We start from the raw sequence: 25,379 nt of genomic DNA, 5'->3' as shown, positions 1-25,379 counted from the left end.
GCACCGTCCAGTTGCAGTCGGGCCGGTCGAACCTCAATGGCAGGACCGTGCCGCTGCCCCGCGGGTTGGTGCGCTGACATGGGGCGATGGCTTCACCGGTTGGATTGCCCTTCGGTCACCGGTCTCTAAAGGCCTTGGGACTGATCTTGTAGCTATGACGGAAATGGCGCGTGAAATGCGAGGGTTCCATGCAGCCGCACCGGCGCGCGATCTCGCCGATCGTGACGCGGCTGAAACGGGAGTCAGCCAGCATCCGTGCCGCCTCTGCAAGACGCATCGTCCGCAGACTGCTGGCAAAGGTTCGCCTCTGGGATGCGAACGCCCGGTGCAGATTTCGCAAGGAGGTGCCGGCATCCTTTGCGATGTCTTCGGCGGTCAGCCCCGGCTCGGACAGGCGTTCCCGCATGCGTGCCTCGCAGCGCGCCACGATGGCATCGGCCCGCGCGGGCGCTTCGCCCAGCTGGCCGCTGGCCAGCCCCAGCAGCAAGCCCAATTGGTCTTCGGCGGATCGGGGTTGAAGGGACAGCCCCGTCAAGGCAGATGGTTCAAGGGCTTGGCGCATGCCACGCAAGGCCATGCCCCAGCCGTGCTGGCCTTGCAGTGGTATTGCCAGCATCTTCGACGGTGCCGGCAACCACCGCTCCACCCACCCCACGGGCAAAGCCGTCGAAAGCACATCCAGACCCGCCGGAAACTGGAATTCGTACTGGAGGCGTGAGTCCACCAACACCGACTCCCCGGGCTGCACGAGACGATCCTGCCCCGCGTGCAGGATGCGCCAGGCGCTGCTTTCCTGTGAGATCAGGTAGTAGGAGTTCCGCTCGGAGCGCTCGATATCCAGCCGATTTCGCCGGATCGACTGCGCGGCGCCGGTCGCACGCGTCGGCGTGATGCATTCCAGTGCGAACAGTTCGATGCGGCCAAAGAAGCCATCATCCAGGTCCGGCATCGAACTCATTTCCAGATAGAAGTGGCAGATCGAATCTATCCAGTATTCGAGCCGGCGCCTGGGGTCGACATCATCGGTGGACCAAAGTTGAAACCGTTGATCTGCGGTCATGGAGGCCACTGTCGGTCCACGGACTGGCCCGAGGAATCGGGGTATGCCCTCAAACCCGCCGCAACCGTTCTGCCTGGCACCCAGTGGCCAGAAAAATGGCACACGGCGCCGGTTCTGAACGCCCGGAGTCGAACAAAGTGGTTCCCGCACTTTTCGGTGCTCGAACAATGACTTTGGAGACAGACAACATGCATGGCAAATTCAGCACAGCCACCGTTCCTCCGCAACAGGCAGTCGATGCCACGGTGGGCCTGGGGCTCTCACGGCGGCGCTTCGGGACCCTGCTCGGAACAGCCTTGGCCGGTTCGACCCTTGCTGCCTGCGGCGGAGGTGGCGGGAGCGGGCTCGACGTGGCGGGCAAAAAGGCCGCGCTGCAAGCGGTGCTCGACCGGTCGGTCAGCGGGAATCAGGCGCCCTTCCTGGTGGGCATGGTCGTCAACGCCGATGGAACGCCGTTCAGCGGCGCAGCGGGCAATGCCGCGACCGGGCGGCCTGCGGATCTGGATACCGTGATGGCGATATTCTCGGCGACCAAGGCCATCGGTTCGCTGGCCGCCATGATCCTGATCGATCGTGGCTTGCTGTCGATAGACACCCCGGTGGAAAAGGTGCTGCCCGCATTTGCCGGCGTCAAGGTGCTGGATGGCTACGACCCTTCCGGTCGCCCCGTGTTCCGCGCACCCAAAACCCAGGCCACGATCCGCCACCTGGCGACTCACACCTCGGGACTGGAATACGAGTTCTGGCAACCCGGCGAAGCGGCCTATCTCAAAGCCACAGGAGGGCGCGGGATATTGGCATCCACGAATCTCCAGGCGGCCCTGCTGAGCGAGTACCCGATGATGACCGACCCCGGCACGCGCTGGGGTTATGGTGTGTCGATCGACTGGCTGGGTCTGGTCGTCGAGCGCGTCAGCGGGCAGAAAATCGCGGACTTCCTGCGCACCAACATCTTCGATCCGCTGGGCATGGGGGATACCGATGTGGTCTTGCGCGATGACATGAAGAGCCGCCTTGCCACGGTGAGCTTTCGCGGCGCCGATGGCAAGTTCGGGGCCTTCCCGCTCGCCCCGCCGGCCACGACGGATTCGTACGGCATGGGCCACGCGCTGTATTCCACGCCGCGCGACTATGCGAAGTTTCTGCGGCTGATCCTGAACCGGGGCAGCCTGGGCGACAAGAAAGTGATCAGTGAAGCCGCTGCTGCAGAAATGTTGAAGAACCAGATGCCTGATGGCCTCAATTTTCAGGACCTGATCTCGGCGTCGCCGCTGTCGGCCGATTTCAAGCCGTTTGCTGGCATCCCCAAGACCCATGGCTTCGGCTTCATGCGCGTAGAGCAGAACGTACCCGGCATGCGGCGTGCGGGGTCGGTGGCATGGGCCGGTGTCTGCAATTCGCATTACTGGATCGACCTCCAATCCGGGATTGCGGGCCTCTTCATGACGCAGTCGCTGCCCTTCGTGGAGACGCCTTTCATGGCCGGCTACGAGGCATTCGAGCGCGCTACCTACGGCTGATCTCGGGGAGGCTGTGCTGTAGCCCCGGCCAGTGCGCCTATCCTTGGGCTGCGCTGGTCTTTTCCTTTTTCGTCACTGGTTTCTCATCTGCGGGGAAACCCTCATAAACTCTCCCGATTGCAAAGAAGTGGGGAGCAGGTATGCATTCCGACATCGTGATCGTGGGCGGCGGGGCCGGCGGGCTGGAACTGGCGGCGCGCCTCGGGCGCAGCCTCGGTGCGAAGCAGGGCCGCGAACGCGTGCTTCTGGTGGACCGTTCGCCTTTCCACATCTGGAAGCCCACCCTGCACGAAGTGGCCGCCGGCACACTGGACGCCCACCAGGAAGGGCTGTCCTACCCCGTGCTGGCGCGGCGCAACCATTTCGGCTTCGCCATCGGCGACCTGGTGGGGCTGGACGCGGCGCGCAAGACCATCGAGCTGGGCGAGATCCGCAACGCCGAGGGCGAACTGCTGGTGCCGCGCCGCACGGTGAGCTACACCCGGCTGGTGCTGGCCATCGGCAGCGGCTCCAACGCTTTCGGCACGCCCGGCATCGAGCATGCCTACCTGCTCGAGAACGTGCGCGATGCGCAGCGCTTCCATACCGACTGGCTGGGCGCCTGCGCGCGGGCCTCGTTTTCCGAAAGCCGGGCGCTGTCGATCGCCATCGTGGGCGCGGGCGCGACGGGCGTGGAGCTGTCCGCCGAATTGCTGGAGGCCTATGCCGAACTGCTCGAAAGCCTGGGCAGCAGCCAGCGCTTTCGCCTGGACATCACCCTGGTCGAAGGCGGCAGCCGCATCCTGGGCGGCCTGCCCGAGAAGATTTCCGCGCAGGCCGAAGTGGCGCTGCGCCGCAAGCAGGTGCAGGTGCTCACCGGCACGCGCGTGACCGAGATCCGCCGTGGCGCCCTGGTCACCCCCAACGGAGAGATTCCTGCGGACATGGTGGTCTGGGCCGCCGGCATCAAGGCGGCGGAGGGCAATGCCCGCCTGGGGCTGGAGGTGAACCGGCTCAACCAGTTCATCGTGGACGACCGCCTGCGCACCTCGGCGCCCGACGTGCTGGCCTTCGGCGACTGCGCCGCCTGCCCGTGGGTCGATGGCAAGACCGTGCCCGCCCGCGCGCAGGCCGCCCACCAGCAGGCGGACTACCTCGCGAAGGTGCTCGGTGCGCTGCTGCGCGAGCGGGAGGTGACGGAACCCTTCGTGTACAAGGACTTCGGCTCGCTGGTCTCGCTGGGCGACAACAAGGGGGTCGGCAACCTCATGGGCGGCCTGGGCGGCCGCAACTTCTTCGTCGAAGGCCTGATCGCCAAGTGGATGTACATCTCCCTGCACCTGAACCACCACCGCGCCATCCTGGGCACCGGCAAGACGGTGGTGCTGGCCCTGGCACGGCTGCTGCAGCAGCGCGTGTCCGGCCGGCTCAAGCTCCATTGACGCGGTCCGGGCCCGGCCCGGGCCCGCGGCCTGCCATCACTTCGATGTGTAGGTGATTTTCGTCAGCTCGGTGGTCGAGGGGAGCCCGTTGGAAGCCGAACTGGCAATCTTGATTGTGCGACCGCGGTACGGGCCGTCCGCCACCGTCCAGAGCTGGAAGTTGGCCTGCACCGTGCCGCTGGTCGCGGAGACGATGACCTGGTCCGTATTGAACTTGCAGACGTTGAACGTGCCCATCGCGGTTTGCAGAGTCTGCAGACCGGTGTAGGTGAAGCGTTCCTGCACGGTGGAAGTGACCGTCGTCGTGCTGTTGTCCGCTTTCGCGACGATCGTGGTCCGGGTCGTGTAGTTGCGTTCCACGGTCTGCCCGGGGCGCATGTCGATGGGCGTGGAGATGGGAGGGTCGTTCACCAGGGTCGTGACCTGCGTGGACAGGTCCGAGACCACACCATAGACCAACTCGTTGCCGTTCGCCAGATCCCGGAATTCCCGGTTGTCTCCCTGTTCGACATTTGAGCGCGGTATGAACATCACTGGGCGTGCGCCGGCGAAGTCCTGCCTGCCACCGGTGGTAGTCGTGCGCGTGAAGGTGACGTCGGGTTGGCCCTGCATCCTGCCGATGCCTTCTTCCACGAGCACGGTGCCTTCGTTGTAGTCCGCCACGTTGTAGCAGGCGGCGGAGCTGTCGGCAGACGGCGCGGGTGCCGGCGACGGAGATGGAGACGGCGAAGGCGAAGGGGAAGGGGAAGGGGATGGCGAAGGCGAAGGGGAAGGGGATGGAGAAGGCGAGGGCGAGGGCGAGGGCGAGCTTCCAGGCGCCGGGGTCAGCTCGCCACCGCCACCACCGCCGCCGCAGGCAGTGAGGGATGCCGCGGCGAATGCGGCGAACGCGGCGAAGGCAGCGGCCTTCCGGAGAGATGCAACAGAATGGGTCATGGCAGGAGGAGGGCCGTGGGTGGGGAAGGCGCGAAAGTTATCTGCCAGCCCGGCAGTTACGAACCCCACCACAGGGGAGCAAATGCAACCAAGTGTTGCCCGGCTTGGTCCCCGCCCTCAGCCGACCATCAATTTCTGTACCAGATCTGCGGCGGTCGAGGCGCCGTACTTGCGCATCAGGCGCGCCCGGTAGATCTCCACCGTGCGATGGCTGATGTCCAGCGCCCGGCCGATCTCCTTGGAGGTCATTCCGTCCAGCAGCCGCGCGGCCACCTCGCGTTCGCGGCCCGTCAGTTCGGCCTTCACCGGGCGCTGCGAGCTCAGGTCCTCGAAGCTCCAGATGCCCGATTCGTGCGGGTCCTCCCGGTTGAGCGCCCGGCCCGACACGTGGCACCAGAACACCTCGCCGCTGGTCCGGCGCATGATGCGGTTGTCCGCGTAGTGTCCTTTTGCATTCAGGATGGGCTCCATGCGCCGGCCCAGGCGCTCGTACTCGTCGGCACTGGGGTAGAGAATGCGGAACGACTGGCCGATCAGCACCTCGCGCGAGGCGCCGAACATCTCGCACACCTGCCGGTTGCAGTCCACCATGGTGCGGTTGCGCGAGATGACCAGGCCCACCGGGGCCATGTCGAACGCGAGGCGGTAATCGGCGACATCCATGGAAGTATTTAGGGAAAACTACGTAACGATATACGTAGTATCGTAGCGGCCATCCACCTTGTTGTTGAGGAGTCTCCAAGTGAACAAGCTTTTCCCCTCCGCGGCCGAGGCGCTCAAGGGCGTCGTGGCCGACGGCCAGATGCTGGCCGTCGGCGGTTTCGGGCTCTGCGGTATCCCCGAGGCGCTGATCGACGCCCTGCGCGACAGCGGTGTGAAGGGCCTCACCGTGATCTCCAACAACGCCGGCGTGGACGGCTTCGGCCTGGGCAAGCTGCTGGAGACGCGGCAAATCAAAAAGATGATTTCATCCTATGTGGGCGAGAACAAGGAGTTCGAGCGCCAGTACCTCGCGGGGGAACTGGAGCTGGAATTCACGCCCCAGGGCACGCTGGCCGAGAAGCTGCGCGCCGGCGGCGCGGGCATCCCGGCCTTCTTCACCAAGACCGGCGTGGGCACCATGGTGGCCGAGGGCAAGGAACTGCGCGAGTTCGATGGCGAAACCTACGTGATGGAGCGCTCCCTCGTGCCCGACGTGTCGCTGGTCAAGGCGCACCGGGCCGACAAGTCGGGCAACCTGCAGTTCCGCCTCACGGCGCGCAACTTCAATCCGGCAGCGGCCACGGCAGGCAAGCTCTGCATCGTCGAGGTGGAGGAGATCGTCGAGACCGGCGAGATCGCCCCGGACGACGTACACCTGCCCGGCATCTACGTGCACCGCATCGTGCACAACCCCAACCCTGAAAAACGCATCGAAAAGCGCACCGTGAGCGCCGCCGCGCCCGTCGATGCCGTCGCCGCCAAGGTCGAGGCCCAGGCCGTGATCGCGCAGGCCGCCGTCGCAGCCGACATTCCCGTGGTGCCCACCGTGCCCGCCAACAAGAAAGAAGGAGCCTGAGATGCCCTGGACCCAAGACCAGATGGCCGCGCGCGCGGCGCGGGAGCTGGAAGACGGCTTCTACGTGAACCTCGGCATCGGCATTCCCACGCTGGTGGCCAACCACACCGGCGACAAGGAAGTGTGGCTGCAGTCCGAGAACGGCATGCTGGGCATCGGCCCGTTCCCGACCGAGGACGCGGTGGACGCCGACCTCATCAACGCCGGCAAGCAGACCGTGACCACCATTCCCGGTTCGTCCATCTTCGGCAGCGACCAGTCGTTCGCCATGATCCGCGGCGGCAAGATCAACCTCTCGATCCTGGGTGCCATGCAGGTCAGCGAGAAGGGCGACCTGGCCAACTGGATGATCCCGGGCAAGATGGTCAAGGGCATGGGCGGTGCCATGGACCTCGTGGCCGGGGTCAAGCGCGTGATCGTGCTCATGGAGCACGTGGCCCGCAAGAAGGACGGTACTGAAGACCTGAAGATCCTGCCGGCCTGCACGCTGCCCCTGACGGGCGTCGGCGTGGTCGATCGCATCATCACCGACCTGGCCGTCATGGACGTGACGCCCGAGGGTCTGACAGTGGTGGAACTGGCGCCGGGCGTGGACTTCGAGGCGCTGCAGGCCAAGACCGGCGTGAAGCTGCTGCCGGCCTGAGTGGCAGGGCCCGACCCCCTGGGAGGGGCGGGGGGGCCTGCCTCTTGCGCTGCCGTGGGGCCTTCGCAACGGCGCGCAGTCGGGATCTGTTCCGACAGTCCGCAGGGTGGGAAAATGCTTAAATGTGACCACAAGTAACGACGGGCTGCAATTTTGCCCCGACAATGTGATAAACGTGCCGGATCGCGTAGCCCGGCCGCGCACCAGACCCGCTTCACCAAAGGATCCGCCATGCTGTCCACCCCTTCTGCCGCCCAGCACCGCTCGGGAGCCCAAGCCGCCACTCCGCCCGCGGAGTACCTGACCTTCCGCCTGGGCCAGGAGGAATACGGCATCGACATCCTGCGCGTGCAGGAAATCCGCTCCTACGAGCAACCGACGCGCATGGCGCATGCGCCGGAATTCATCAAGGGCGTGATCGACCTGCGCGGCGTGATCGTTCCCATCGTGGACCTGCGCCTGAAGCTCAACTGCGCGCAGGCCGAGTACACCGACTTCACCGTCGTCATCATCCTGAACGTCGGCGGAACGGTCCTGGGCGCGGTGGTGGATGCAGTGGCGGACGTGGTGGAACTCTCCGCCGAGGCGATCCGTCCCGCTCCGCAGTTCCAGGGCCAGGTGGATTCCGCCTTCGTCACCGGTATCGCCACGCTGGGCGAGCGCATGCTGATCGTCATGGACATCGAATCGCTGCTGAGCAGCTCCGAGATGGGCCTCGTGCGCTCCGTCGCAGCCAACTGACACCATCGGCCCGGCGGCCCGCCGGGCATCCCTCAGTCCCGGTGCTGCGAGCTGTCCGCAGCCCGGAAGGGACTGTGCGCTTCCAGTTCATGCAGGTAGCCCTGCACGCCCCGGCCTTCGCGGTGCAGGAAATCCTCCACCGCCGCCGCGAACCCGGGATGCGCCAGCCAGTGCGCGCTGGACGTCGCCACCGGCATCAGCGCCCGGGCCATCTTGTGCTCGCCTTGCGCTCCTCCCTCGAAGCGGCCGGCGCCATGCGCGATGCACCAGGCCAGCGGCTGGTAGTAGCACGCCTCGAAATGCAGGCAGTCCACGCGCTCCAGCGCGCCCCAGTAACGCCCATACGCCACCATGCGGCCGTGCGGGCCCGCATCCTTCCCCAGTGCGACCAGGCTGCAGGCGATCGGCTCGCCGGCACGCTCCGCCACGAAGAGCAGCCACGCCTCGGGCATGTCGTGCTCCATCCGTTGGAAGAAATCGCGCGTGAGATACGGCGGATTGCCGTGTTCCCAATAGGTGCGCTCGTAGCAGCGGTAGAAGAAATCCCAATCCTGCGGGCTGATGCCGCTGCCGCGTGCCCAGCGGAAGGTCACGCCGGCATCCGCCACGCGGCGGCGCTCCTGGCGGATCTTCTTGCGCTTGTCCTGCGAGAGCGTCGCGAGGAATGCGTCGAACGTGTCGAAGGCCGCGCCCGTGGCCGGATCGGCATTGCGCCAGTGGAACTGCACCGTCTGCCGCAGCATCAGCCCTGCCGCGCGGGCGGCCTCCACATCCTGCGGCGCGGCGAACAGCAGGTGCAGCGACGACATGCCCGCTTCCTCGCACCACTGCACCAGCGCCTGGACGAGCACCTTGCGCGCGGCGTCGTCCACCGCCAGCAGCCGTGCACCGGGCACCGGGGTGAACGGTACCGCGACCACCGCCTTGGGGTAGTACTCCACGCCATGCCGGGCATACGCGTGGGCCCACGCATGATCGAACACGTACTCTCCATAGGAATGGGGCTTCGCGTACAGCACGCACGCGCCCACCAGCATGCCCGACCGGCGCAGCGTGCAGAACACCGGAGACCAGCCGGATTCCGGCACCGCGCTGCCGCTGGCATGCAATGCCGCCAGGTAGGCGTGCCGCATGAACGGTGTCGGTGCATCCTGGGCCTGTAGCAGGGCGTCCCATTCCCGGGCATCCACGCCATCGGGCGAGCCATGGCATTGCAGGGTGTAGTCGCCGGGGGATGGCGGAAGATCGTCAGAGGCACTCACGGGGCGGTCCGAAGGTGGGAGCAGGGAAGGGGGCCTTCATCGCAGGAAGGCGGCCTGTCCATGATGGCGCAAAAGCGATCTCCCCCGCCCGCCGTGGAGATGCACGATCCACTGCCCAAAAATACGGCACTGCAATAAATCTGTAATCGTCACAAGGGTTTACCCGCGTCCTACAGCGCAAGCCACGGCTTATCCACAGAGTTGTCCAGCGTACGCGGGGATAACGTGGCGTGCCGTACGTCGCGGGTACGGATGACATAATCTCCCGAGTCCTTTCCCGCAGCCTTTCCATGCCATTCGTCATCAGCATCGCGCAATTCAACTTCATCGTCGGCGATGTCGAAGGCAATGCCCGCAAGATCATCTCCGCCGCCCGCGAAGCCCACGCCCAGGGCGCCGCGCTGCTGCTTACCCCCGAACTGGCCCTGTGCGGCTACGCTGCCGAGGACCTCTTCCTGCGTCCCGCGTTCCTCGATGCCTGCGACCGGGCGCTGCAGGACATCGCGCAGGCCACTGCGGCATGCGGCGAGCTGGCCGTGGTGGTCGGCCATCCGTGGCGCAGCGTGGCCGGTGGCGCCGAGCGATGCCACAACGCCGCCAGCGTGCTGCGGGGCGGGTGCATCGAGCAGACATACGCCAAGCAGGAACTGCCCAATTACGCCGTGTTCGACGAGCAGCGGTATTTCGACCCGGGCACGCAACCTTGCGCGTTCGACGTGCAGGGCGTGCGCGTCGGGCTGCTGATCTGCGAGGATGCCTGGTTTCCCGGGCCGGCGGCCCGCGCGGCGCAGGCGGGCGCCCAGTTGCTCGCGACGCTGAACGCCTCGCCCTTCCACCTGGGCAAGAGCGCCGAGCGCGAGCAGATCATGCGCGAGCGTGTCGCTGAAACGGGGCTGCCCCTGGTCTATGCCCACCTGGTGGGCGGGCAGGACGAGGTGGTCTTCGAAGGCCGCTCGTTCGCGCTGGACGCCAACGGCTTCGTCGGCGTTCGTGCGCCGGGCTTCACCGAGGCGCTGGTGCGGGTGGTGGCGCATGCCGGGGACGGCGTGCTCCGGTTCGAACCCGACGTGGCGCCCATTCCCGCGCCCGAGGCCGACCTCTGGAGCGCACTGGTGCTGGGCGTGCGCGACTACGTGGGCAAGAACGGATTCCCGGGCGTGCTGCTGGGCCTGTCCGGCGGCATCGATTCGGCGCTGGTACTTGCCATCGCGGTGGATGCCCTCGGCGCCGACAAGGTGCGCGCGGTGATGATGCCCTCGCCCTACACGGCCGACATCAGCTGGATCGACGCACGCGACATGGCCGAGCGGCTCGGCGTGCGCTACGACGAGATCGCGATCGCCCCGCAGTTCGAGGCCTTCAAGGCCGCGCTCGCATCCGAGTTCGCCGGGCGTGCGGAAGACGCCACCGAGGAAAACCTGCAGGCGCGCATCCGCGGCACGCTGCTCATGGCGCTGTCCAACAAGTTCGGCGCGGTCGTGCTCACCACCGGCAACAAGAGCGAAATGGCCACGGGCTATTGCACGCTCTACGGCGACATGGCCGGCGGCTTCGCGGTCATCAAGGACGTGGCCAAGACGGCCGTCTATGGCTTGGCCCGCTGGCGCAATGCGCACGACCCCTTCGGCACCGGAGCCTCGCCCATTCCCGAACGCATCATCACCCGTCCGCCGAGCGCCGAACTGCGGCCGGACCAGAAGGACCAGGACAGCCTGCCGCCCTATGAGGTGCTGGACGCCATCGTCGGGCGCTACATGGAAAACGACGAGCCCATCGAATCCATCATCGCTGCAGGCTATGCGCGCGCGGACGTCGAGCGCGTCACCCGGCTCATCCAGGTCAACGAGTACAAGCGCCGGCAGTCCCCCGTCGGCATCCGCGTCACCCGCCGCAGCTTCGGCAAGGACTGGCGCTATCCGATCACCAACCGTTTCCGGGCCTGACGGCCCGTGAGCATCCGTCCGCGGCGCAGCGGCGGCCCCCCCAGGGCCAGGCAGCGTCCGCCGGCATCACGTTTCGAGGAGTTCCCGCCATGAAAATGATTACCGCCGTCATCAAGCCCTTCAAGCTCGAAGAGGTCCGCGAGGCGCTGGCCGAATGCGGCGTCACCGGCCTGACCGTGACGGAGGTCAAGGGTTTCGGCCGGCAGAAGGGCCACACCGAGCTCTACCGCGGTGCCGAGTACGTGGTGGACTTCCTGCCCAAGGTGAAGGTGGAGGTCGTGGTCAAGAGCGAGGACGTGGACCGCTGCGTGGATGCGATCGTCACGGCGGCGCGCACCGGGAAGATCGGCGACGGCAAGATCTTCGTGACGGAAGTCGAGCGGGTGGTGCGCATCCGCACGGGCGACCTCGACGACGCGGCCGTCTGAGGCGGAGGCCGTTTACTGTGCCGGGGCGCGCCAGGCGCCCCGCCTGCCTTCAGATCACCGTGCGCAGCGGCACGGTGTCCTGGCGGGTGCCGGCGGTTTCCACCAGCGTGCGCAGCAGGGTGTCGGGGTCGGAGCCTACCGACAGCAGCCCCATCTGCCAGTCGCTCATCAGGCCGCTGCGGACGCCGTGCTGCAGGAAGTCGAGCAGCCCGCCGTAGTACCCGTCCACGTCGAGCAGGCCCAGCGGCTTGTCGTGGTAGCCGAGCTGGCGCCACGTCCAGACCTCGAAAAGCTCCTCGAACGTGCCGATGCCCCCGGGCAGGGCGACGAAGGCGTCGCAGCGTTCGGCCATCATGGCCTTGCGCTCGTGCATGGTCTGCACGATGTGCAGTTCGTCGCACGCCTGGTTGGCCAGTTCCTTGTCCACCAGGGCCTGCGGGATGATGCCCACGACCCGCCCGCCGGCCCGTCGCGTGGCCTCGGCCACCGTGCCCATCAGCCCGCTGCGGCCACCGCCGTACACCAGCTGGCCGCCGTGGCGGCCGATCCATTCGCCCACGGCCACGGCCGCGTCGGCAAAAGCGGGGTTCCCGCCGGGGCGCGAACCGAGATACACACACAGGGAAAAAGCGGGATCTTTCATCCGTAGAACCTCTGGAACAACGCCGCGGCCCATACCGCGGCACAGAAGACCAGGCCCAGCAGCACGGCGGCGCTGCCCATGTCCTTGGCGCGCTTGGACAGCGCATGCCATTCCGGCCCGATTCGGTCGATCGCGGCCTCGACGGCGGAATTCAGCAACTCCGTGATCAGCACGAGCACGACGCTGCCGCACAGCAGCGCTGCCTCCACCCAGCTGCGCGCGATCCAGAAGGCCAGCGGAAGCAGGATGCACGCCAGGATGGCCTCGAGCCGGAATGCCTTCTCGGACCAGCCGGCCTGCAGGCCGTGCCAGGAGTGGATGCCCGCGTGCCAGATCCGGCCGAGCCCGCGCCGGGCCTTGTGGGGATTATCGAAAATCGGTGCGTTCATACGGAAAGAAGAGGAGACCGGGCAGTATCGCGGCGGGCCGCGACGGCGCCGCGGCACTGGATCAGGGGCCGGCAGGCGGTACCGGCCGGGTTCCCTCCGTCAGGCCTGCACCAGCCGGGTGCCTGCCAAGGCATCGTGCCAGAACTGGCGCTGCGGGTGGAAGCGGCTGAGGAGGGCCCAGACGGCCACCCAGCCCAGGGTGATGACGGTGATCTCGCCCGCACCCAGCCCCAGCGGGCCGACGATGGCGAGCGGTGGCAGGAACCACAGCCAGCTCAGCACGTAGCGCCAGAGCGCCCGTGCCTGCGTCACCGGGGCGCCGTGGCGGTCCCGCAGCCGGATGTGCCAGGTCTTCATGGCCAGCGTCTGGCCCTTGGCCCAGAACCAGGTGAAATAGATGCCGAAGACCACGAACAGGAACCCCATGCGCAGCGCGCGGAGATCCAGCGCGTGGCGTGACTGGCTGAGCGAATCGAAGAGATAGCCGGAAATGAAGACCACCCCGAACATCAGGATGCCCTCGTAAACCCAGCAGGCCATGCGCCTGCGCAGCGACGGGGCGCGCAGGGGGGCGGATGAACCCGGGCTGGCGTGGGGCGGCGCTTCGGAAAGAGGCGTTTCGAGGCCGGAGGATGTCGTGGAGGGCATCCCCGGATTATTGCGGCGCATACTGCGACTCGCTGTCCCTGGATTCCTGGGAGGACGGTGCCGCCGCCGGTGCGGAGGGCGCGACAGGCTCGGATGCCGAGGACAGGGGCGGCAATGGCCCGGCCACCGCACTGGGCACTGCCACGGGCTGCGTCTCGACCGCCGCTGCGGAAGCCGGAAGCACCGCGGCAGGTGCCACGATCACGGGCAGTGCCTGCATGGGGTGCGAAGCCGGCGGCGCAGGGATCTTGGGGGCGTTGGCGCGGTTCGCCGCGGCGGTCGCGGCCGGCACCCGGGCCAGCTTGCGCGGGGATATCGGGCGTATCGCGGTCGCGGCGCCCGCTGGCCGGGGCGCAGCGTGGGCCGCCAGCTGCCTGCGCTCTTCCTCGCTCAGCGCCAGGTAGGCCTCCCACTGGGCGCGCTTGTCATCGACGGACAGCTTGTTCGTCAGGGCGTAGTTCAGCCGGGCCTGGCTGCGCTGCTGGCCGCTCAGGCTGGCCCAGTCGGTGATGCGGGCCTGCAGCTTCTGCTGCTCGTGCGCGGACAGGTGCGGGAACGATGCGGCCAGCGTCAGCCAGTGGCGCTTCTGCGCCTCGCTCATCGTGGCCCAGCGAACGCCCAGCGGGGCCAGGGCGTGCTTCTGCGCGGCGGTGAGTTCGTTCCACGACGGCCCCGTACCTGCGCCGTCCGGGTCGGGGGCGGCGAAGCGGACTTCGGGGCCGCGGGCCGTGTGCTTGCTGGCCAGGGCCTCGGCCGGCAGCGGCGTGCTGGGCGCCATGCCCGCCTGTTTCCACGCCTGCCAGCCCAGCACGGACAGCGCGCCCAGCAATGCGAAAGCCAGCACGGTGGCTGGCATCAGTCGTGGAGCGGCGAGCGAGGCTATGGGCATGCAGGAAAGGGAATCAGCGTTTCGGGGTCTGTGCGGTGGTCTTGAGGTACTGCAGGAAGCCCGGGTCGGCATAGGCGGACGGTGGGAGGTCGTCGGTGAGCAGGGCCGCGTCCACTTCCGCCACCTCGTTCATGCCCTTCTCTTCCTGGGACACGTTGATGACCACGAGGCCGACGGCCAGGGCCGTCAGGGGAATGGCGGACACCAGCGCGCGCCACCAGGTCCGGCCTTCCCCGCCCCCGCCCAGGGTGGCGCTGCCCTTGCTGCCGAACACGGCGGTCGCGCCCGTCGTCTGCAGCACGGGAACCGACGCCACCCGCTTGCGGCGGGAAACGGCCTGGACGCGGGCGGCCCGCAGGCGTTCCGAAATGTCGTAGGGCATGTCCGCCGTGCCCTCGGACAGGCGCGCGGTGACGCGGCGGGCGAATCGCTCCGCGCCGGCTTCCTGGACGGAAAGGGATTGGGAAGTGGAGTTCATAGTTCGATTCCTCGTGCCTTCAGTGCCTTGCTGAGGGTCTGGATGGCGCGGAAACAATGGGTTTTGACGCTGCCTTCCGAGCAGCCCATGGCCGCCGCCGTTTCCGCAACATCCATCTCTTCCCAGTAACGCATCAAAAACGCCTCCCGTTGACGGGCGGGCAACTCCTGTATCTCGGATTCGATGTCCCGGAAGACCTGGGCACGGCGCACGAGATCTTCCGCGCTCTGCGACGTCTGCCTGTCCTCGGGGCCCGAATAGGCTTCCAGCAGGTCGAAATCGTCGCCGTCCTCGCCCGGCCCCTCGAAATCGCTCATGTTCGAGAAGAGCGCATTGCGTGTCTTCTGGCGCCGGAACCAGTCCAGGGTGCAGTTGGACAGGATGCGCTGGAACAGCATGGGCAGCTCCGCCGGCGGCTTGTCCCCATAGTGCTCGGCCAGCTTGAGCATGCTGTCCTGGACGATGTCCAATGCCGCTTCCTCGTTGCGCACATGGTAGAGCGAGCGCTTGAAGGCTCGCTTTTCCACGCTTTTGAGAAAGTCGGACAGTTCCTGTTCGGTCGCCAAGAGAGGTCGGGGCCCGGGAAGGGCAGGGGAGGAGGGCCGCCTGGCGCGCAGCGCGGCGGCGGGTGTTCGGCGTGCATTATCGCATCGGCGTGATGTTTTTTGGGCCGGGCGTGCCATCGGGCAGGTCGGCAGTGCCATAATCCGCCCTGCAATTCAAAAAGGCAAACGGGTCCCGGTCCGGCGCATCCATCATTTCGCCCATGTCCGAGGCCTCAAGTTCCACGCTGGTTCCACAAGAACCTTGCAAGGAGCACCCTAGGTTTTTCGTCAGAGAAATTCACAAAGGTTGATCATGGAAATCTCCAGGGCCGAGCTCTCTTCGGCATCCACCGCCGCGCAGGCGGGCGGAACCCACACCTCCGGCATCTCCGCTGCTCCCCAGGACCTCATGGGGGCCGAAATCCTCATCAAGGCATTGCAGGCCGAAGGCGTGCAGTACATGTGGGGCTACCCGGGCGGGGCCGTGCTCTACATCTACGACGCCCTCTACAAGCAGGACACCATCCAGCACGTGCTGGTGCGGCACGAGCAGGCCGCCGTGCACGCGGCGGACGGCTATGCGCGCGCCACCGGCGACGTGGGCGTGGCGCTGGTGACCTCCGGCCCCGGCCTCACCAACGCGGTGACCGGCATCGCCACGGCCTACATGGATTCGATTCCCATGGTCATCATCTCCGGCCAGGTGCCCACGCCGGCGATCGGCCTGGATGCCTTCCAGGAATGCGACACCGTGGGCATCACGCGCCCCATCGTCAAGCACAACTTCCTGGTCAAGGACACGCGGGACCTCGCGGAGACCCTGAAGAAGGCCTTCCACATCGCCCGCACCGGCCGGCCCGGCCCCGTGGTGGTGGACATCCCGAAGGATGTCTCCTTCAGGAAGGTGCCCTACCACGGCTATCCGCAGAGCGTGGAGATGCGCTCCTACAACCCCGTCCGCCGCGGGCATGGCGGACAGATCCGCAAGGCGCTGCAGTTGCTGCTGTCCGCCAGGCGCCCCTATATCTATACCGGCGGCGGCGTGCTGCTGGGCAACGCCACTCAGGAACTGCGCACGCTGGTGGACATGCTGGGCTACCCGGTCACCAACACGCTCATGGGCCTGGGGGCCTATCCGGCGAGTTCGCCGAAGTTCCTGGGCATGCTGGGCATGCACGGCACGATCGAGGCCAACAATGCCATGCAGAACTGCGACGTGCTGCTGGCCGTGGGGGCGCGCTTCGACGACCGCGTGATCGGCAACCCCAAGCACTTCGCGCAGAACGACCGCAAGATCATCCACATCGACATCGACCCGTCGAGCATCTCCAAGCGTGTGAAGGTCGACGTGCCGATCGTCGGCGACGTCAAGGAAGTGCTCACCGAGCTGATCTCGATGATCCGCGAATCCACGGTGCGGCCCGACGCGGGCGCGCTGTCCTCCTGGTGGGACACGATCGAAGGCTGGCGCCGCCGCGACTGCCTCAAGTACGACCGGGGCAACCAGGACGTCATCAAGCCGCAGTTCGTCGTCGAGACGCTGTGGAACATGACCAGGGATGCGGACACGTACATCACGTCCGACGTGGGCCAGCACCAGATGTGGGCGGCGCAGTACTACCGTTTCGACGAGCCGCGCCGCTGGATCAATTCCGGTGGGTTGGGCACCATGGGCGTGGGCATTCCCTACGCCATGGGCATCAAGCTGGCGAAGCCGCAGAGCGAGGTGTTCTGCATCACGGGCGAAGGCTCGGTGCAGATGAACATCCAGGAACTCTCGACCTGCCTGCAGTACAACACGCCGATCAAGATCTGCTCGCTCAACAACCGCTACCTCGGCATGGTGCGGCAGTGGCAGGAGATCGAGTATTCCGGCCGCTACAGCCACAGCTACATGGACGCGCTGCCGAACTTCGTGAAGCTTGCCGAAGCCTATGGGCACGTCGGCATGCTCATCGAGCGCCCGCAGGACGTGGAGCCCGCGCTGCGCGAGGCCCGCAGGCTCAAGGACCGGACCGTCTTCCTGGACTTCCGCACCGATCCCACCGAGAACGTGTTCCCGATGGTGCAGGCCGGCAAGGGCATCACGGAAATGCTGCTGGGCTCGGAGGATCTCTGAGCCGTTGAAGCGCCGCAGGGGCCGGCTGTCGCCCTGTCGCGCCATCCCTCCGGTTGGCGCCCTTTCGACGAATCTATTGTCTGCCGAGCCTGGGGCTTACCGGTCCCAGGGGAGGGCAGCGAAAAGAGGAATCTTCATTCATGAAACACATCATTGCCGTTCTGCTCGAGAACGAGCCGGGTGCCCTGTCGCGCGTGGTGGGACTGTTCTCCGCCCGGGGTTACAACATCGAATCCCTCACGGTGGCGCCCACCGAGGATGCGTCCCTCTCGCGGATGACCATCCAGACCACGGGCTCCGACGACGTGATCGAACAGATCACCAAGCACCTCAACCGCCTGATCGAAGTCGTGAAGGTGGTGGACCTGACCGAGGGCTCCTACACCGAGCGCGAACTCATGATGGTCAAGGTCCGGGCCGTGGGCAAGGAACGCGAGGAGATGAAGCGCATGGCCGACATCTTCCGCGGCCGCATCATCGACGTCACCGAGAAGAGCTACACCGTGGAGCTGACCGGCGACCAGTCCAAGAACGATGCTTTCCTGCAGGCCATCGACCGCACCGCCATCCTGGAAACCGTGCGCACCGGCGCCTGCGGCATCGGACGGGGCGAACGCATTCTCCGCGTCTAGCCACGCGGACCTTCCCATACATCTTTTCTTCACCGATTCAACCTGGAGCCAACAACATGAAAGTTTTCTACGACAAGGACTGTGACCTGAGCCTGATCAAGGGCAAGACCGTGGCCATCATCGGTTACGGCTCGCAAGGCCACGCGCACGCCCAGAACCTGAACGACAGCGGCGTGAAGGTCGTGGTCGGCCTGCGCAAGGGTGGCGCGTCCTGGGACAAGGTCGGCAAGGCCGGCCTGACGGTGCTCGAAGTGAACGAGGCCGTGAAGTCCGCCGACGTCGTGATGATCCTGCTGCCCGACGAGCAGATCGCCGAGGTGTACAAGAACAACGTGGAGCCGAACATCAAGCAGGGCGCTTCCCTGGCGTTCGCCCACGGCTTCAACGTGCACTACAACCAGGTGGTGCCCCGCGCCGACCTGGACGTGTGGATGGTGGCCCCGAAGGCTCCCGGCCACACGGTGCGTTCCACCTACGCCCAGGGCGGCGGCGTGCCCCACCTGGTGGCCGTGCACCAGGACCAGTCCGGCAAGGCCCGTGACCTGGCCCTGTCCTATGCCATGGCCAACGGCGGCGGCAAGGCCGGCATCATCGAGACCAACTTCAAGGAAGAGACCGAGACCGACCTGTTCGGCGAGCAGGCCGTGCTGTGCGGCGGCGCGGTCGAGCTGATCAAGATGGGCTTCGAGACGCTGGTGGAAGCCGGCTACGCTCCCGAGATGGCCTACTTCGAATGCCTGCACGAGCTCAAGCTCATCGTGGACCTGATCTACGAAGGCGGCATCGCCAACATGAACTACTCGATCTCGAACAACGCCGAGTTCGGCGAGTACGTGACGGGCCCCGAAGTCATCAACGAGCAGTCGCGCGTGGCCATGCGCAATGCGCTCAAGCGCATCCAGAACGGCGACTACGCGAAGATGTTCATCCAGGAAGGCCGCCTGAACTACCCGAGCATGACGGCCCGCCGCCGCAACACGGCCGACCACAAGATCGAGGTCGTGGGTGCGCAACTGCGTGCGATGATGCCGTGGATCGCCAAGAACAAGCTCGTGGACCAGACCCGCAACTGATCCTTGTCCGCCGTGGCGAGCGCCACGCGGTCCGTGGAAGGCCACCCGCCCGGGTGGCCTTTCTTTCTTTGCGGGCCCGGGCCCCGGCTCCCGGGCGCTCTACACTCCACGGTTTCATTCGCCTACGCCGTATATCCCATGTCCATGAATCCAATGGTTGAATGCACCGCCGCATCCGCAGCGGCCGGAGGTGCGCCTGATGCATGATGGCAAGGACGCCGCTGGCACCCCGGGCGTGATGACGCGCAAGCGCCGCAAGGGCATCTACATCCTGCCCAATCTCTTCACGCTGGCAGCGCTGTTCGGCGGCTTCTATGCCATCGTGATGGCCATGAATGGCCGCTTCGACCTCGCTGCGGTCGGCGTGTTCTGCGCGATGGTGCTCGACAGCCTCGACGGCCGCGTGGCCCGCATGACCAACACCCAGAGCGCCTTTGGCGAGCAGATGGACTCGCTGTCCGACATGGTGTCGTTCGGTGCGGCTCCCGCGCTCATCGCCTACGAATGGGCGCTCAAGGGCCTCGGCCGCTGGGGCTGGATCGCGGCCTTCGTCTATTGCGCATGCGCGGCGCTGCGGCTCGCCCGCTTCAACGTCAACACCGGCGTGGTGGACAAGCGGTACTTCCAGGGGCTGCCGTCCCCGGCGGCTGCGGCCCTGGTGGCGGGTTTCATCTGGCTGATGACGGAGCTGGGCGTGCAGCGCGGGGCGGATACCTGGGTGGCCTGGAACCACATTTGCTGGCTGATGTTCGGCGTCACCCTGTACGCCGGCCTCACCATGGTGACCAACGTGCCTTTCTACAGCTTCAAGGACATCCAGATGAAGCGCAGCGTGCCATTCGCCACCATCGTGCTGATCGCGCTGGGCATCGCGGTGGTGAACATCCATCCGCCCACGGTGCTTTTCGGCGTCTTCGTGCTCTACGGACTGAGCGGCTACGGCGTCTATGCCTGGCGCAAGGCCAAGGGACAGCACAGCAGCGTCATCAGCATCTCCACGGACGAGCCCGACGAACGCGGCCTGCACAAGTGACGCGGCCCGGCGGCCTGCCGGGCTTGTGCTACATTGCCCGTGGAGTGCCCCCTTCCCGCGTCAAGGCACCGCAAGGCATACCGACGAAGGCCCGCATGCACATGGCAGCGGGCCTTTTTCTTGCGGGCCTCACGCTTGGCGGGCGGGGTGCCGGCCCACCAACGACAAGGAGCACACGATGTCCGACAAACTCATCATCTTCGATACCACCCTGCGCGACGGCGAGCAGTCTCCCGGCGCCTCGATGACCCGCGACGAGAAACTGCGCATCGCCCGCCAGCTCGAGCGCCTCAAGGTGGACGTGATCGAGGCCGGCTTCGCCGCCAGCTCGAACGGGGATTTCGAGGCGGTGCAGGCCATCGCACAGGCCATCAAGGATTCGACGGTGTGCTCGCTGTCCCGCGCGAACGACCGCGACATCGCCCGCGCGGCGGAGGCACTGAAGGATGCTCAGCGCGCGCGCATCCACACCTTCATCGCCACCAGCCCGCTGCACATGGAAAAGAAGCTCCGCATGACGCCGGAGCAGGTGCTGGAGCAGGCGAAGCAGTCCGTGCGCTTCGCGCGCAATCTCGTGGCCGACATCGAATTCAGCCCGGAAGACGGCTACCGCAGCGAGCCCGACTTCCTCTGCCGCGTGCTGGAGGCCGTGATCGCCGAAGGCGCCACGACGATCAACGTCCCCGACACGGTGGGCTATGCCATTCCCGAGCTCTACGGCAACTTCATCAAGAACCTGCGCGAACGCATCCCCAACAGCGACAAGGCCGTGTGGTCGGTGCATTGCCACAACGACCTCGGCATGGCGGTGGCCAACTCCCTGGCCGGCGTGAAGATCGGCGGTGCGCGCCAGGTCGAATGCACCATCAACGGCCTGGGCGAGCGTGCGGGCAACTGCTCGCTGGAGGAGATCGTCATGGCCGTGAAGACGCGGCGCGACTACTTCGGCCTGGAGCTGGGCATCGATACGCAGCACATCGTGGCTGCCAGCCGCATGGTGAGCCAGACCACGGGCTTCGTCGTGCAGCCGAACAAGGCCGTGGTGGGCGCCAACGCCTTCGCCCATGCCAGCGGCATCCACCAGGACGGCGTGCTCAAGGCCCGCGATACCTACGAGATCATGCGGGCCGAGGACGTGGGCTGGACCGCCAACAAGATCGTGCTGGGCAAGCTGAGCGGGCGCAATGCGTTCAAGCAGCGGCTGCAGGACCTGGGCGTGCAGCTGGAGAGCGAGGCGGACGTGAACGCCGCCTTCCTGCGCTTCAAGGAACTCGCGGACCGCAAGAGCGAGATCTTCGATGAGGACATCCTCGCACTCGTCAGCGGTGACGCCACGGCCGGCGCCGGCGAACGCTACGGCTTCGTATCGCTGTCGCAGCGCAGCGAGACCGGCGAGCGGCCCCATGCCGCGGTGGTCTTTACCGTGGACGGCAAGGAAGTGCATGGCGCGTCGGAGGGCAACGGCCCGGTCGATGCATCGCTCAAGGCCATCGAGTCGCACGTGAACAGCGGCGCCGAGATGGTGCTGTACTCGGTGAACGCGATCAGCGGCTCCACGGAGAGCCAGGGCGAGGTGACGGTGCGCCTGCAGGACAGCGGGCGGGTCGTCAACGGGGTGGGCGCCGACCCCGACATCGTCGTCGCGTCAGCCAAAGCGTACCTGAGCGCGTTGAACAAATTACAAAGCAAAGCCGAGCGCGTGGCTGCGCAAGGCTGAAACTGGAATTTATAATTCAGCCACTTCATTGAGAAGGTCGCGCAAGATATTGATCTTGCGCGACTTTTTTTGCTCACATACACTGTCATACAATTTTTTGCCGCTTGGAGCATCTGATGCAAGAACGCTGCCGCATCGTCCCCCGGCTCATCCATGCGCTGGCCTTTTGCGCATTGAGCCTTGCACTGGCCGTTCCCGGAGCGCACGCGGCCGAGCGCAAGAAAGCGGGAGCGAAGAAGCCGGCCGCCACGGCCACCGCCAAGCAACAGCGCACGGCATCGCGGTCCACCAAGGCCGTTCCCCGCAAGGCCGTGACGCGGGTCAAGGCCACGCGCTCCGTTGCCAGCAGCGCCCGGCTCGCCCCCCGCTTGGCTGCCGTGGTGCCGGAACGCCAGTCCTTCGGCCAGGTCGCCGGCCTGCATTCGGTGGCCGATCCCCTCGACCTGAAGTCCAGCGTGGCGCTGGTGATCGACCAGGACACGCAGGAGGTGCTGCTCAGCAAGAACGACCACGCGGTGCTGCCGATCGCGTCGCTCACCAAGCTCATGACGGGCCTGCTGATCTCCGAGGCCAAGCTGCCCATGGATGAGCCGATCACGATCACCCAGGACGACGTCGATACCGAGAAGTTCAGCAGCTCCCGCCTGGCCGTGGGCACCACGCTCACCCGCGGGGAAATGCTGCACCTGGCCCTGATGTCCAGCGAGAACCGCGCCGCCCATGCGCTGGGCCGCACGTTCCCCGGCGGACTGGAGGCTTTCGTGGCCCGCATGAATGCCAAGGCCCGCCTGATCGGCATGACCGAGACCCGTTACGTGGAGCCCACGGGCCTGTCCAGCCACAACCAGTCGAGCGCTCGCGATCTCGCCACGCTGGTGAACGTCGCCCATTCCGATCCGCTGCTGCGCGAACTCACCACGTCGCCGGGCTACGAGGTGGCGGTGGGCCGCCGCACGCTGCACTTCAACAACACCAATCGCCTGGTGAAGAGCCCCTCGTGGGAGATCGGCCTGCAGAAGACGGGGTACATCTCCGAGGCGGGCCGCTGCCTCGTGATGCAGGCCCACATCGCGGGCCGCAAGCTCATCATGGTGTTCCTGGATTCCGCCGGCAAGTTCAGCCGCCTGGGCGATGCCGAGCGCGTGCGCCACTGGGTGGAGAAGCTGCCGTCGCTGGGTTCCGCCAGCACGCTGCATGCCTCGGGCGGCACGACGAGCGCGAAGCTGGACTGATCGAACCCACGGGATTCCGCGTCGCACGGCGGGAATCCTTGCATCCCGGGCCATGCGCTGAACGGCGCATGGCCTTTTTTCATGGGCCTCTACCGGTGGGGCGAGCCCGCGTCCTTCTGGGCCCGGCCGCGGTCATAGCCCAGTGCGGCGGAGATCTCGTCCGCGGTGGCCTGCAGCTTGGGCAGCCAGTTCTCGTCCAGGCGGTCGGCCGGGGCCGAAATCGACAGGCCTGCGACGAGCTGGCCCTGGTCGTCGAATACACCGGCCGCCATGCAGCGCACGCCCAACTCCAGCTCCTCGTTGTCGCGGGCGATGCCGTACTGCCGGGCCTGGCCCAGTTCACGTTCCAGCGCCGGCAGCTGGGTGATGCTGTTGCGCGTATGGCCTGCCAGCCCGGTGCGCACGGCATAAGCTCGCACGCGTTGCGGATCGTCCACCGCCAGGAACAGCTTGCCGGTGGATGTCAGGTGCAGGGGCGCGCGGCCGCCGATGGCGCGGACCACCTGCATGCCGGAGCGCTCGCTGTAGGCCCGCTCGACATACACGATTTCGTCGCCCTGGCGCATGCTCAGGTTGACGGGTTGCTGGGTCAGCTTGTGCAGGCTGCGCATGGGCAGGAGGGCGGCGTCCCGTACGCTCAGCCGGGCCTTGACGAGGTTGCCCAGTTCCAGCAGCCGCATGCCGAGCCGGTAGCTGCCGGATTCGGGCCGGTCCACGAAGCGGCCCAGGGTGAGGTCGTTGAGAATGCGGTGCGCGGTGGAGGGATGCAGCCCCGTCTTCTCGCTGATTTCCTTCAGGGGAATGGCTTCCTCCCGGGAGGCGAGCACGTCGATGAGGGTGAACATGCGCTCCAGCACCTGTACGCTGGGTTTGGAGGAGGCGCCTGCGTCGTCTTTTTTCATGGTTCTCGGCCAAGGCAATGTCCGGGAATTTTATCTTATGAAAAACCCGGCCGTGAGCCGGAGGCTCAGCCGCCGCGCCGCCACTCGCCGTGCACCCGCAGTTCGTGCGGGTGGAAGCGCGACTTGTAGTTCATCTTGGCGCTCTCGGCGATCCAGTACCCCAGATAGACGTGCGCCAGGCCGAGGGTGCGGGCCTGCTCGATCTGCCAGAGCACGTTGAAAGTGCCGTAGCTGCAGTCCGGATCGGGGTCGTAGAAGGTATAGACAGCTGAAAGGCCGTCGTCCAGCACGTCGAGGATGGACACCATGCGCAGCGTGCCGGTTTCTCCCTCGGGCGCCGGATCCCGGAACTCCACCAGACGCGAATTCACGCGGCTCTGCAGCAGGAATTGCGTGTACTGGTCGATGCTGTCCTGGTCCATGCCGCCGCCGGAATGGCGGGCGCTCTGGTAGTGGAGATAGAGCTGGTAGTGTTCCGGCTCGTAACACAGCCGCAGCACGCGGGTCTGCAGGCCGCTGTGCTGCTTCCAGGCGCGGCGCTGGCTGCGGTCAGGCCGGAATTCGCCCGCCAGCACGCGCAGCGGCGTGCAGGCCTGGCAGCCGTCGCAATAGGGGCGGTAGGTGAACATGCCGCTGCGGCGGAATCCGCGCGCCACCAGGTCGGAATACACATCGCTCTGGATCAGGTGGCTGGGCGTGGCGACCTGGGACCGGGCCTGCCGGTCCGGCAGGTAGCTGCACGGGTAGGGCGCCGTCGCGTAGAACTGCAGGGTCTGCAGCGGGAGGTCGTTGAGTTGCGTCATTGCGGGCCGGGCGAAGAGGGCAGCAATGCGTCCCAGTATAAGGAATCGAACCGCCAGGTGATCGGTGCCAGGGCGGTGGCGGCCTCTACGTTGCGCAGGAAACGCTCGCGCGGGATTTCCCGCGCGCCGAGCGATGCGAGGTGGGCGGTGTTCTGCTGGCAGTCGATCCATTCCGCCCCGTGGTGGCGGCACAGGCAGACGAGTGCCGCCAGGGCGATCTTCGAGGCATCGGTGGCATGGGCGAACATGGACTCGCCGAAGACTGCCCGGCCGATGCCGATGCAGTAGAGGCCTCCCACCAGCCGGCCATCCTGCCAGGTCTCGATGCTGTGGGCGTGGCCTGCGCGGTGGAACTCCTCGTAAGCGGCGATCATGTCCGGCACGATCCAGGTGCCGTGCTGCCCGCCGCGCGGCGTCTGCGCGCAGGCGCGGATCACGTCGGGGAAGCTGTGATCCACGCGGATCTCGCAGCCGGGTGTCGTGCGGAAGTGCTGCAGGGTGCGCCGCAGCGACCGGTGCAGGCGGAACGACTCCACCGCGAGGACCATGCGCGGGTCCGGGCTCCACCAGAGGATGGGCTGCCCCGCGCTGAACCAGGGGAAGATGCCCTGGGCATAGGCCTGGAGGAGGTGCGCGGTGTCGAGCGCCCCCCCGGCCGCGAGCAGGCCGGGGGCCGGATCCCCTGGACCCCAGGCGTGCGCCGCGGGCGGGAAGGGGGCATCGGGTTCGAGCCAGGCGAGCGGAGTGGACGGTGGCATGCGTGC

Annotated in this window: 26 protein-coding genes; 13 read left to right on the top strand and 13 right to left on the bottom strand. The window is 66.6% G+C overall.

All coding sequences use genetic code 11. The features are described 5' to 3' along the window. Positions 1-115: 115 nt before the first annotated feature. A complete protein-coding gene (locus T336_RS24605; protein WP_051647014.1) occupies positions 116-1,060 on the bottom strand; it encodes a helix-turn-helix domain-containing protein in 945 nt (314 codons plus the stop codon). A 188-nt stretch (positions 1,061-1,248) separates the two neighbouring features. Here T336_RS24605 and T336_RS24600 point away from each other — a divergent pair, with 188 nt between their 5' ends. Continuing rightward, entirely contained in the window at positions 1,249-2,580 is a 1,332-nt protein-coding gene (locus T336_RS24600; protein ID WP_167333630.1) for a serine hydrolase domain-containing protein, read from the top strand. 140 nt (positions 2,581-2,720) lie between these two features. Continuing rightward, positions 2,721-4,001 carry an NAD(P)/FAD-dependent oxidoreductase gene (locus tag T336_RS0101280; RefSeq protein WP_019702984.1) on the top strand — a complete coding sequence of 427 codons (1,281 nt, stop codon included), beginning with the start codon at positions 2,721-2,723 and terminating at the stop codon, positions 3,999-4,001. Positions 4,002-4,037: 36 nt separating this feature from the next. On the opposite strand, the gene T336_RS27635 is transcribed toward T336_RS0101280, so the two are convergent. Continuing rightward, on the bottom strand, positions 4,038-4,937 hold the full coding sequence (locus T336_RS27635; RefSeq protein ID WP_244883849.1) for a hypothetical protein: 900 nt from the start codon (positions 4,935-4,937) through the stop codon (positions 4,038-4,040). Between the two features lie 117 nt (positions 4,938-5,054). Continuing rightward, positions 5,055-5,600, bottom strand: coding sequence for a PAS and helix-turn-helix domain-containing protein (locus T336_RS0101265; RefSeq protein WP_013594582.1), 546 nt, complete (start codon positions 5,598-5,600; stop codon positions 5,055-5,057). Positions 5,601-5,679: 79 nt separating this feature from the next. On the opposite strand from T336_RS0101265, the gene T336_RS0101260 reads away from it, so the two are divergent. The 3 genes from T336_RS0101260 to T336_RS0101250 all read left to right on the top strand — a co-directional run bounded on the left by T336_RS0101260 (position 5,680) and on the right by T336_RS0101250 (position 7,879). Continuing rightward, positions 5,680-6,495, top strand: coding sequence for a CoA transferase subunit A (locus T336_RS0101260; protein WP_019702986.1), 816 nt, complete (start codon positions 5,680-5,682; stop codon positions 6,493-6,495). 1 nt (position 6,496) lies between these two features. Further along, positions 6,497-7,138, top strand: coding sequence for a 3-oxoacid CoA-transferase subunit B (locus T336_RS0101255; protein ID WP_026431205.1), 642 nt, complete (start codon positions 6,497-6,499; stop codon positions 7,136-7,138). Positions 7,139-7,369: 231 nt separating this feature from the next. After that, positions 7,370-7,879, top strand: a complete 510-nt coding sequence (locus T336_RS0101250; protein WP_013594585.1) for a chemotaxis protein CheW — start codon at positions 7,370-7,372, stop codon at positions 7,877-7,879. Between the two features lie 32 nt (positions 7,880-7,911). Here the strand turns inward: T336_RS0101250 and T336_RS0101245 are convergent, their stop codons facing one another. Next, entirely contained in the window at positions 7,912-9,141 is a 1,230-nt protein-coding gene (locus T336_RS0101245) for a GNAT family N-acetyltransferase (protein ID WP_035225074.1), read from the bottom strand. 290 nt (positions 9,142-9,431) lie between these two features. On the opposite strand from T336_RS0101245, the gene T336_RS0101240 reads away from it, so the two are divergent. Both T336_RS0101240 and T336_RS0101235 read left to right on the top strand, forming a co-directional pair. After that, positions 9,432-11,084 (top strand): NAD+ synthase, encoded by a 1,653-nt coding sequence (locus T336_RS0101240; protein ID WP_026431203.1) that lies wholly within the window; start codon positions 9,432-9,434, stop codon positions 11,082-11,084. Positions 11,085-11,173: 89 nt separating this feature from the next. Further along, entirely contained in the window at positions 11,174-11,512 is a 339-nt protein-coding gene (locus T336_RS0101235) for a P-II family nitrogen regulator (protein WP_019702990.1), read from the top strand. Positions 11,513-11,561: 49 nt separating this feature from the next. Here the strand turns inward: T336_RS0101235 and T336_RS0101230 are convergent, their stop codons facing one another. The 6 genes from T336_RS0101230 to T336_RS0101205 all read right to left on the bottom strand — a co-directional run bounded on the left by T336_RS0101230 (position 11,562) and on the right by T336_RS0101205 (position 15,125). Beyond that, positions 11,562-12,155 (bottom strand): LOG family protein, encoded by a 594-nt coding sequence (locus tag T336_RS0101230; RefSeq protein ID WP_026431202.1) that lies wholly within the window; start codon positions 12,153-12,155, stop codon positions 11,562-11,564. Then, positions 12,152-12,544: a diacylglycerol kinase gene (locus tag T336_RS0101225; protein WP_019702992.1), complete on the bottom strand. Its 393-nt coding sequence runs from the start codon at positions 12,542-12,544 to the stop codon at positions 12,152-12,154. The genes T336_RS0101230 and T336_RS0101225 overlap by 4 nt, the downstream gene beginning before the upstream one ends. Positions 12,545-12,643: 99 nt before the next feature. Next, positions 12,644-13,084 carry an RDD family protein gene (locus T336_RS0101220; protein WP_019702993.1) on the bottom strand — a complete coding sequence of 147 codons (441 nt, stop codon included), beginning with the start codon at positions 13,082-13,084 and terminating at the stop codon, positions 12,644-12,646. A 115-nt stretch (positions 13,085-13,199) separates the two neighbouring features. Continuing rightward, positions 13,200-14,081: a DUF3106 domain-containing protein gene (locus tag T336_RS0101215; protein ID WP_019702994.1), complete on the bottom strand. Its 882-nt coding sequence runs from the start codon at positions 14,079-14,081 to the stop codon at positions 13,200-13,202. Between the two features lie 13 nt (positions 14,082-14,094). Then, entirely contained in the window at positions 14,095-14,559 is a 465-nt protein-coding gene (locus T336_RS0101210) for a DUF3619 family protein (protein ID WP_013594593.1), read from the bottom strand. Beyond that, positions 14,556-15,125: an RNA polymerase sigma factor gene (locus T336_RS0101205; RefSeq protein ID WP_013594594.1), complete on the bottom strand. Its 570-nt coding sequence runs from the start codon at positions 15,123-15,125 to the stop codon at positions 14,556-14,558. Before T336_RS0101205 ends, T336_RS0101210 begins: the two co-directional genes overlap by 4 nt. A 292-nt stretch (positions 15,126-15,417) precedes the next feature. Between T336_RS0101205 and T336_RS0101200 the strand changes: the two genes are divergently transcribed. The 6 genes from T336_RS0101200 (at position 15,418) to T336_RS0101175 (ending at position 22,910) form a co-directional block, all read left to right on the top strand. After that, positions 15,418-17,223, top strand: a complete 1,806-nt coding sequence (locus tag T336_RS0101200) for an acetolactate synthase 3 catalytic subunit (protein WP_026431201.1) — start codon at positions 15,418-15,420, stop codon at positions 17,221-17,223. Positions 17,224-17,363: 140 nt separating this feature from the next. Continuing rightward, the gene (gene ilvN / locus T336_RS0101195; protein WP_011796185.1) at positions 17,364-17,855 is read left to right on the top strand and encodes an acetolactate synthase small subunit; all 492 of its coding nucleotides are present in this window, start codon (positions 17,364-17,366) and stop codon (positions 17,853-17,855) included. A 56-nt stretch (positions 17,856-17,911) separates the two neighbouring features. Then, the gene (ilvC, locus tag T336_RS0101190; protein WP_019702996.1) at positions 17,912-18,928 is read left to right on the top strand and encodes a ketol-acid reductoisomerase; all 1,017 of its coding nucleotides are present in this window, start codon (positions 17,912-17,914) and stop codon (positions 18,926-18,928) included. A 199-nt stretch (positions 18,929-19,127) separates the two neighbouring features. Continuing rightward, complete coding sequence (gene pssA / locus T336_RS0101185) at positions 19,128-19,961, top strand: CDP-diacylglycerol--serine O-phosphatidyltransferase (protein WP_026431200.1); 834 nt, start codon at positions 19,128-19,130, stop codon at positions 19,959-19,961. Between the two features lie 178 nt (positions 19,962-20,139). Further along, positions 20,140-21,678, top strand: coding sequence for a 2-isopropylmalate synthase (locus tag T336_RS0101180; RefSeq protein WP_019702998.1), 1,539 nt, complete (start codon positions 20,140-20,142; stop codon positions 21,676-21,678). 116 nt (positions 21,679-21,794) lie between these two features. Beyond that, entirely contained in the window at positions 21,795-22,910 is a 1,116-nt protein-coding gene (locus tag T336_RS0101175; RefSeq protein WP_019702999.1) for a serine hydrolase, read from the top strand. Positions 22,911-22,999: 89 nt separating this feature from the next. Here T336_RS0101175 and T336_RS0101170 read toward each other — a convergent pair whose 3' ends face one another. From T336_RS0101170 to aat, 3 genes are all read right to left on the bottom strand, one after another. Continuing rightward, positions 23,000-23,812: an IclR family transcriptional regulator gene (locus tag T336_RS0101170; protein ID WP_019703000.1), complete on the bottom strand. Its 813-nt coding sequence runs from the start codon at positions 23,810-23,812 to the stop codon at positions 23,000-23,002. Between the two features lie 65 nt (positions 23,813-23,877). After that, positions 23,878-24,615, bottom strand: a complete 738-nt coding sequence (locus tag T336_RS0101165) for an arginyltransferase (RefSeq protein ID WP_026431199.1) — start codon at positions 24,613-24,615, stop codon at positions 23,878-23,880. Beyond that, positions 24,612-25,373 carry a leucyl/phenylalanyl-tRNA--protein transferase gene (gene aat, locus T336_RS0101160; RefSeq protein ID WP_026431198.1) on the bottom strand — a complete coding sequence of 254 codons (762 nt, stop codon included), beginning with the start codon at positions 25,371-25,373 and terminating at the stop codon, positions 24,612-24,614. The genes T336_RS0101165 and aat overlap by 4 nt, the downstream gene beginning before the upstream one ends. Positions 25,374-25,379: the final 6 nt, after the last annotated feature.

The organism is Paracidovorax oryzae ATCC 19882, from assembly GCF_000687165.1.
GTDB lineage: Bacteria > Pseudomonadota > Gammaproteobacteria > Burkholderiales > Burkholderiaceae_C > Paracidovorax > Paracidovorax oryzae.
The sequence above is the reverse complement of the archived record's forward strand: the minus strand, read 5'-3'. Positions and strand labels throughout refer to the sequence as shown.

Bases quoted from the DNA above. Each gene is read 5' to 3' on its own strand.
- T336_RS24605 (WP_051647014.1), bottom strand. From the start codon at position 1,060: ATGACCGCAGATCAACGGTTTCAACTTTGGTCCACCGATGATGTCGAC.
- T336_RS24600 (WP_167333630.1), top strand. From the start codon at position 1,249: ATGCATGGCAAATTCAGCACAGCCACCGTTCCTCCGCAACAGGCAGTC.
- T336_RS0101280 (WP_019702984.1), top strand. From the start codon at position 2,721: ATGCATTCCGACATCGTGATCGTGGGCGGCGGGGCCGGCGGGCTGGAA.
- T336_RS27635 (WP_244883849.1), bottom strand. From the start codon at position 4,937: ATGACCCATTCTGTTGCATCTCTCCGGAAGGCCGCTGCCTTCGCCGCG.
- T336_RS0101265 (WP_013594582.1), bottom strand. From the start codon at position 5,600: ATGGATGTCGCCGATTACCGCCTCGCGTTCGACATGGCCCCGGTGGGC.
- T336_RS0101255 (WP_026431205.1), top strand. From the start codon at position 6,497: ATGCCCTGGACCCAAGACCAGATGGCCGCGCGCGCGGCGCGGGAGCTG.
- T336_RS0101250 (WP_013594585.1), top strand. From the start codon at position 7,370: ATGCTGTCCACCCCTTCTGCCGCCCAGCACCGCTCGGGAGCCCAAGCC.
- T336_RS0101240 (WP_026431203.1), top strand. From the start codon at position 9,432: ATGCCATTCGTCATCAGCATCGCGCAATTCAACTTCATCGTCGGCGAT.
- T336_RS0101235 (WP_019702990.1), top strand. From the start codon at position 11,174: ATGAAAATGATTACCGCCGTCATCAAGCCCTTCAAGCTCGAAGAGGTC.
- T336_RS0101230 (WP_026431202.1), bottom strand. From the start codon at position 12,155: ATGAAAGATCCCGCTTTTTCCCTGTGTGTGTATCTCGGTTCGCGCCCC.
- T336_RS0101225 (WP_019702992.1), bottom strand. From the start codon at position 12,544: ATGAACGCACCGATTTTCGATAATCCCCACAAGGCCCGGCGCGGGCTC.
- T336_RS0101220 (WP_019702993.1), bottom strand. From the start codon at position 13,084: ATGGCCTGCTGGGTTTACGAGGGCATCCTGATGTTCGGGGTGGTCTTC.
- T336_RS0101215 (WP_019702994.1), bottom strand. From the start codon at position 14,081: ATGCCCATAGCCTCGCTCGCCGCTCCACGACTGATGCCAGCCACCGTG.
- T336_RS0101210 (WP_013594593.1), bottom strand. From the start codon at position 14,559: ATGAACTCCACTTCCCAATCCCTTTCCGTCCAGGAAGCCGGCGCGGAG.
- T336_RS0101200 (WP_026431201.1), top strand. From the start codon at position 15,418: ATGGAAATCTCCAGGGCCGAGCTCTCTTCGGCATCCACCGCCGCGCAG.
- ilvN (WP_011796185.1), top strand. From the start codon at position 17,364: ATGAAACACATCATTGCCGTTCTGCTCGAGAACGAGCCGGGTGCCCTG.
- ilvC (WP_019702996.1), top strand. From the start codon at position 17,912: ATGAAAGTTTTCTACGACAAGGACTGTGACCTGAGCCTGATCAAGGGC.
- pssA (WP_026431200.1), top strand. From the start codon at position 19,128: ATGCATGATGGCAAGGACGCCGCTGGCACCCCGGGCGTGATGACGCGC.
- T336_RS0101180 (WP_019702998.1), top strand. From the start codon at position 20,140: ATGTCCGACAAACTCATCATCTTCGATACCACCCTGCGCGACGGCGAG.
- T336_RS0101175 (WP_019702999.1), top strand. From the start codon at position 21,795: ATGCAAGAACGCTGCCGCATCGTCCCCCGGCTCATCCATGCGCTGGCC.
- T336_RS0101170 (WP_019703000.1), bottom strand. From the start codon at position 23,812: ATGAAAAAAGACGACGCAGGCGCCTCCTCCAAACCCAGCGTACAGGTG.
- T336_RS0101165 (WP_026431199.1), bottom strand. From the start codon at position 24,615: ATGACGCAACTCAACGACCTCCCGCTGCAGACCCTGCAGTTCTACGCG.
- aat (WP_026431198.1), bottom strand. From the start codon at position 25,373: ATGCCACCGTCCACTCCGCTCGCCTGGCTCGAACCCGATGCCCCCTTC.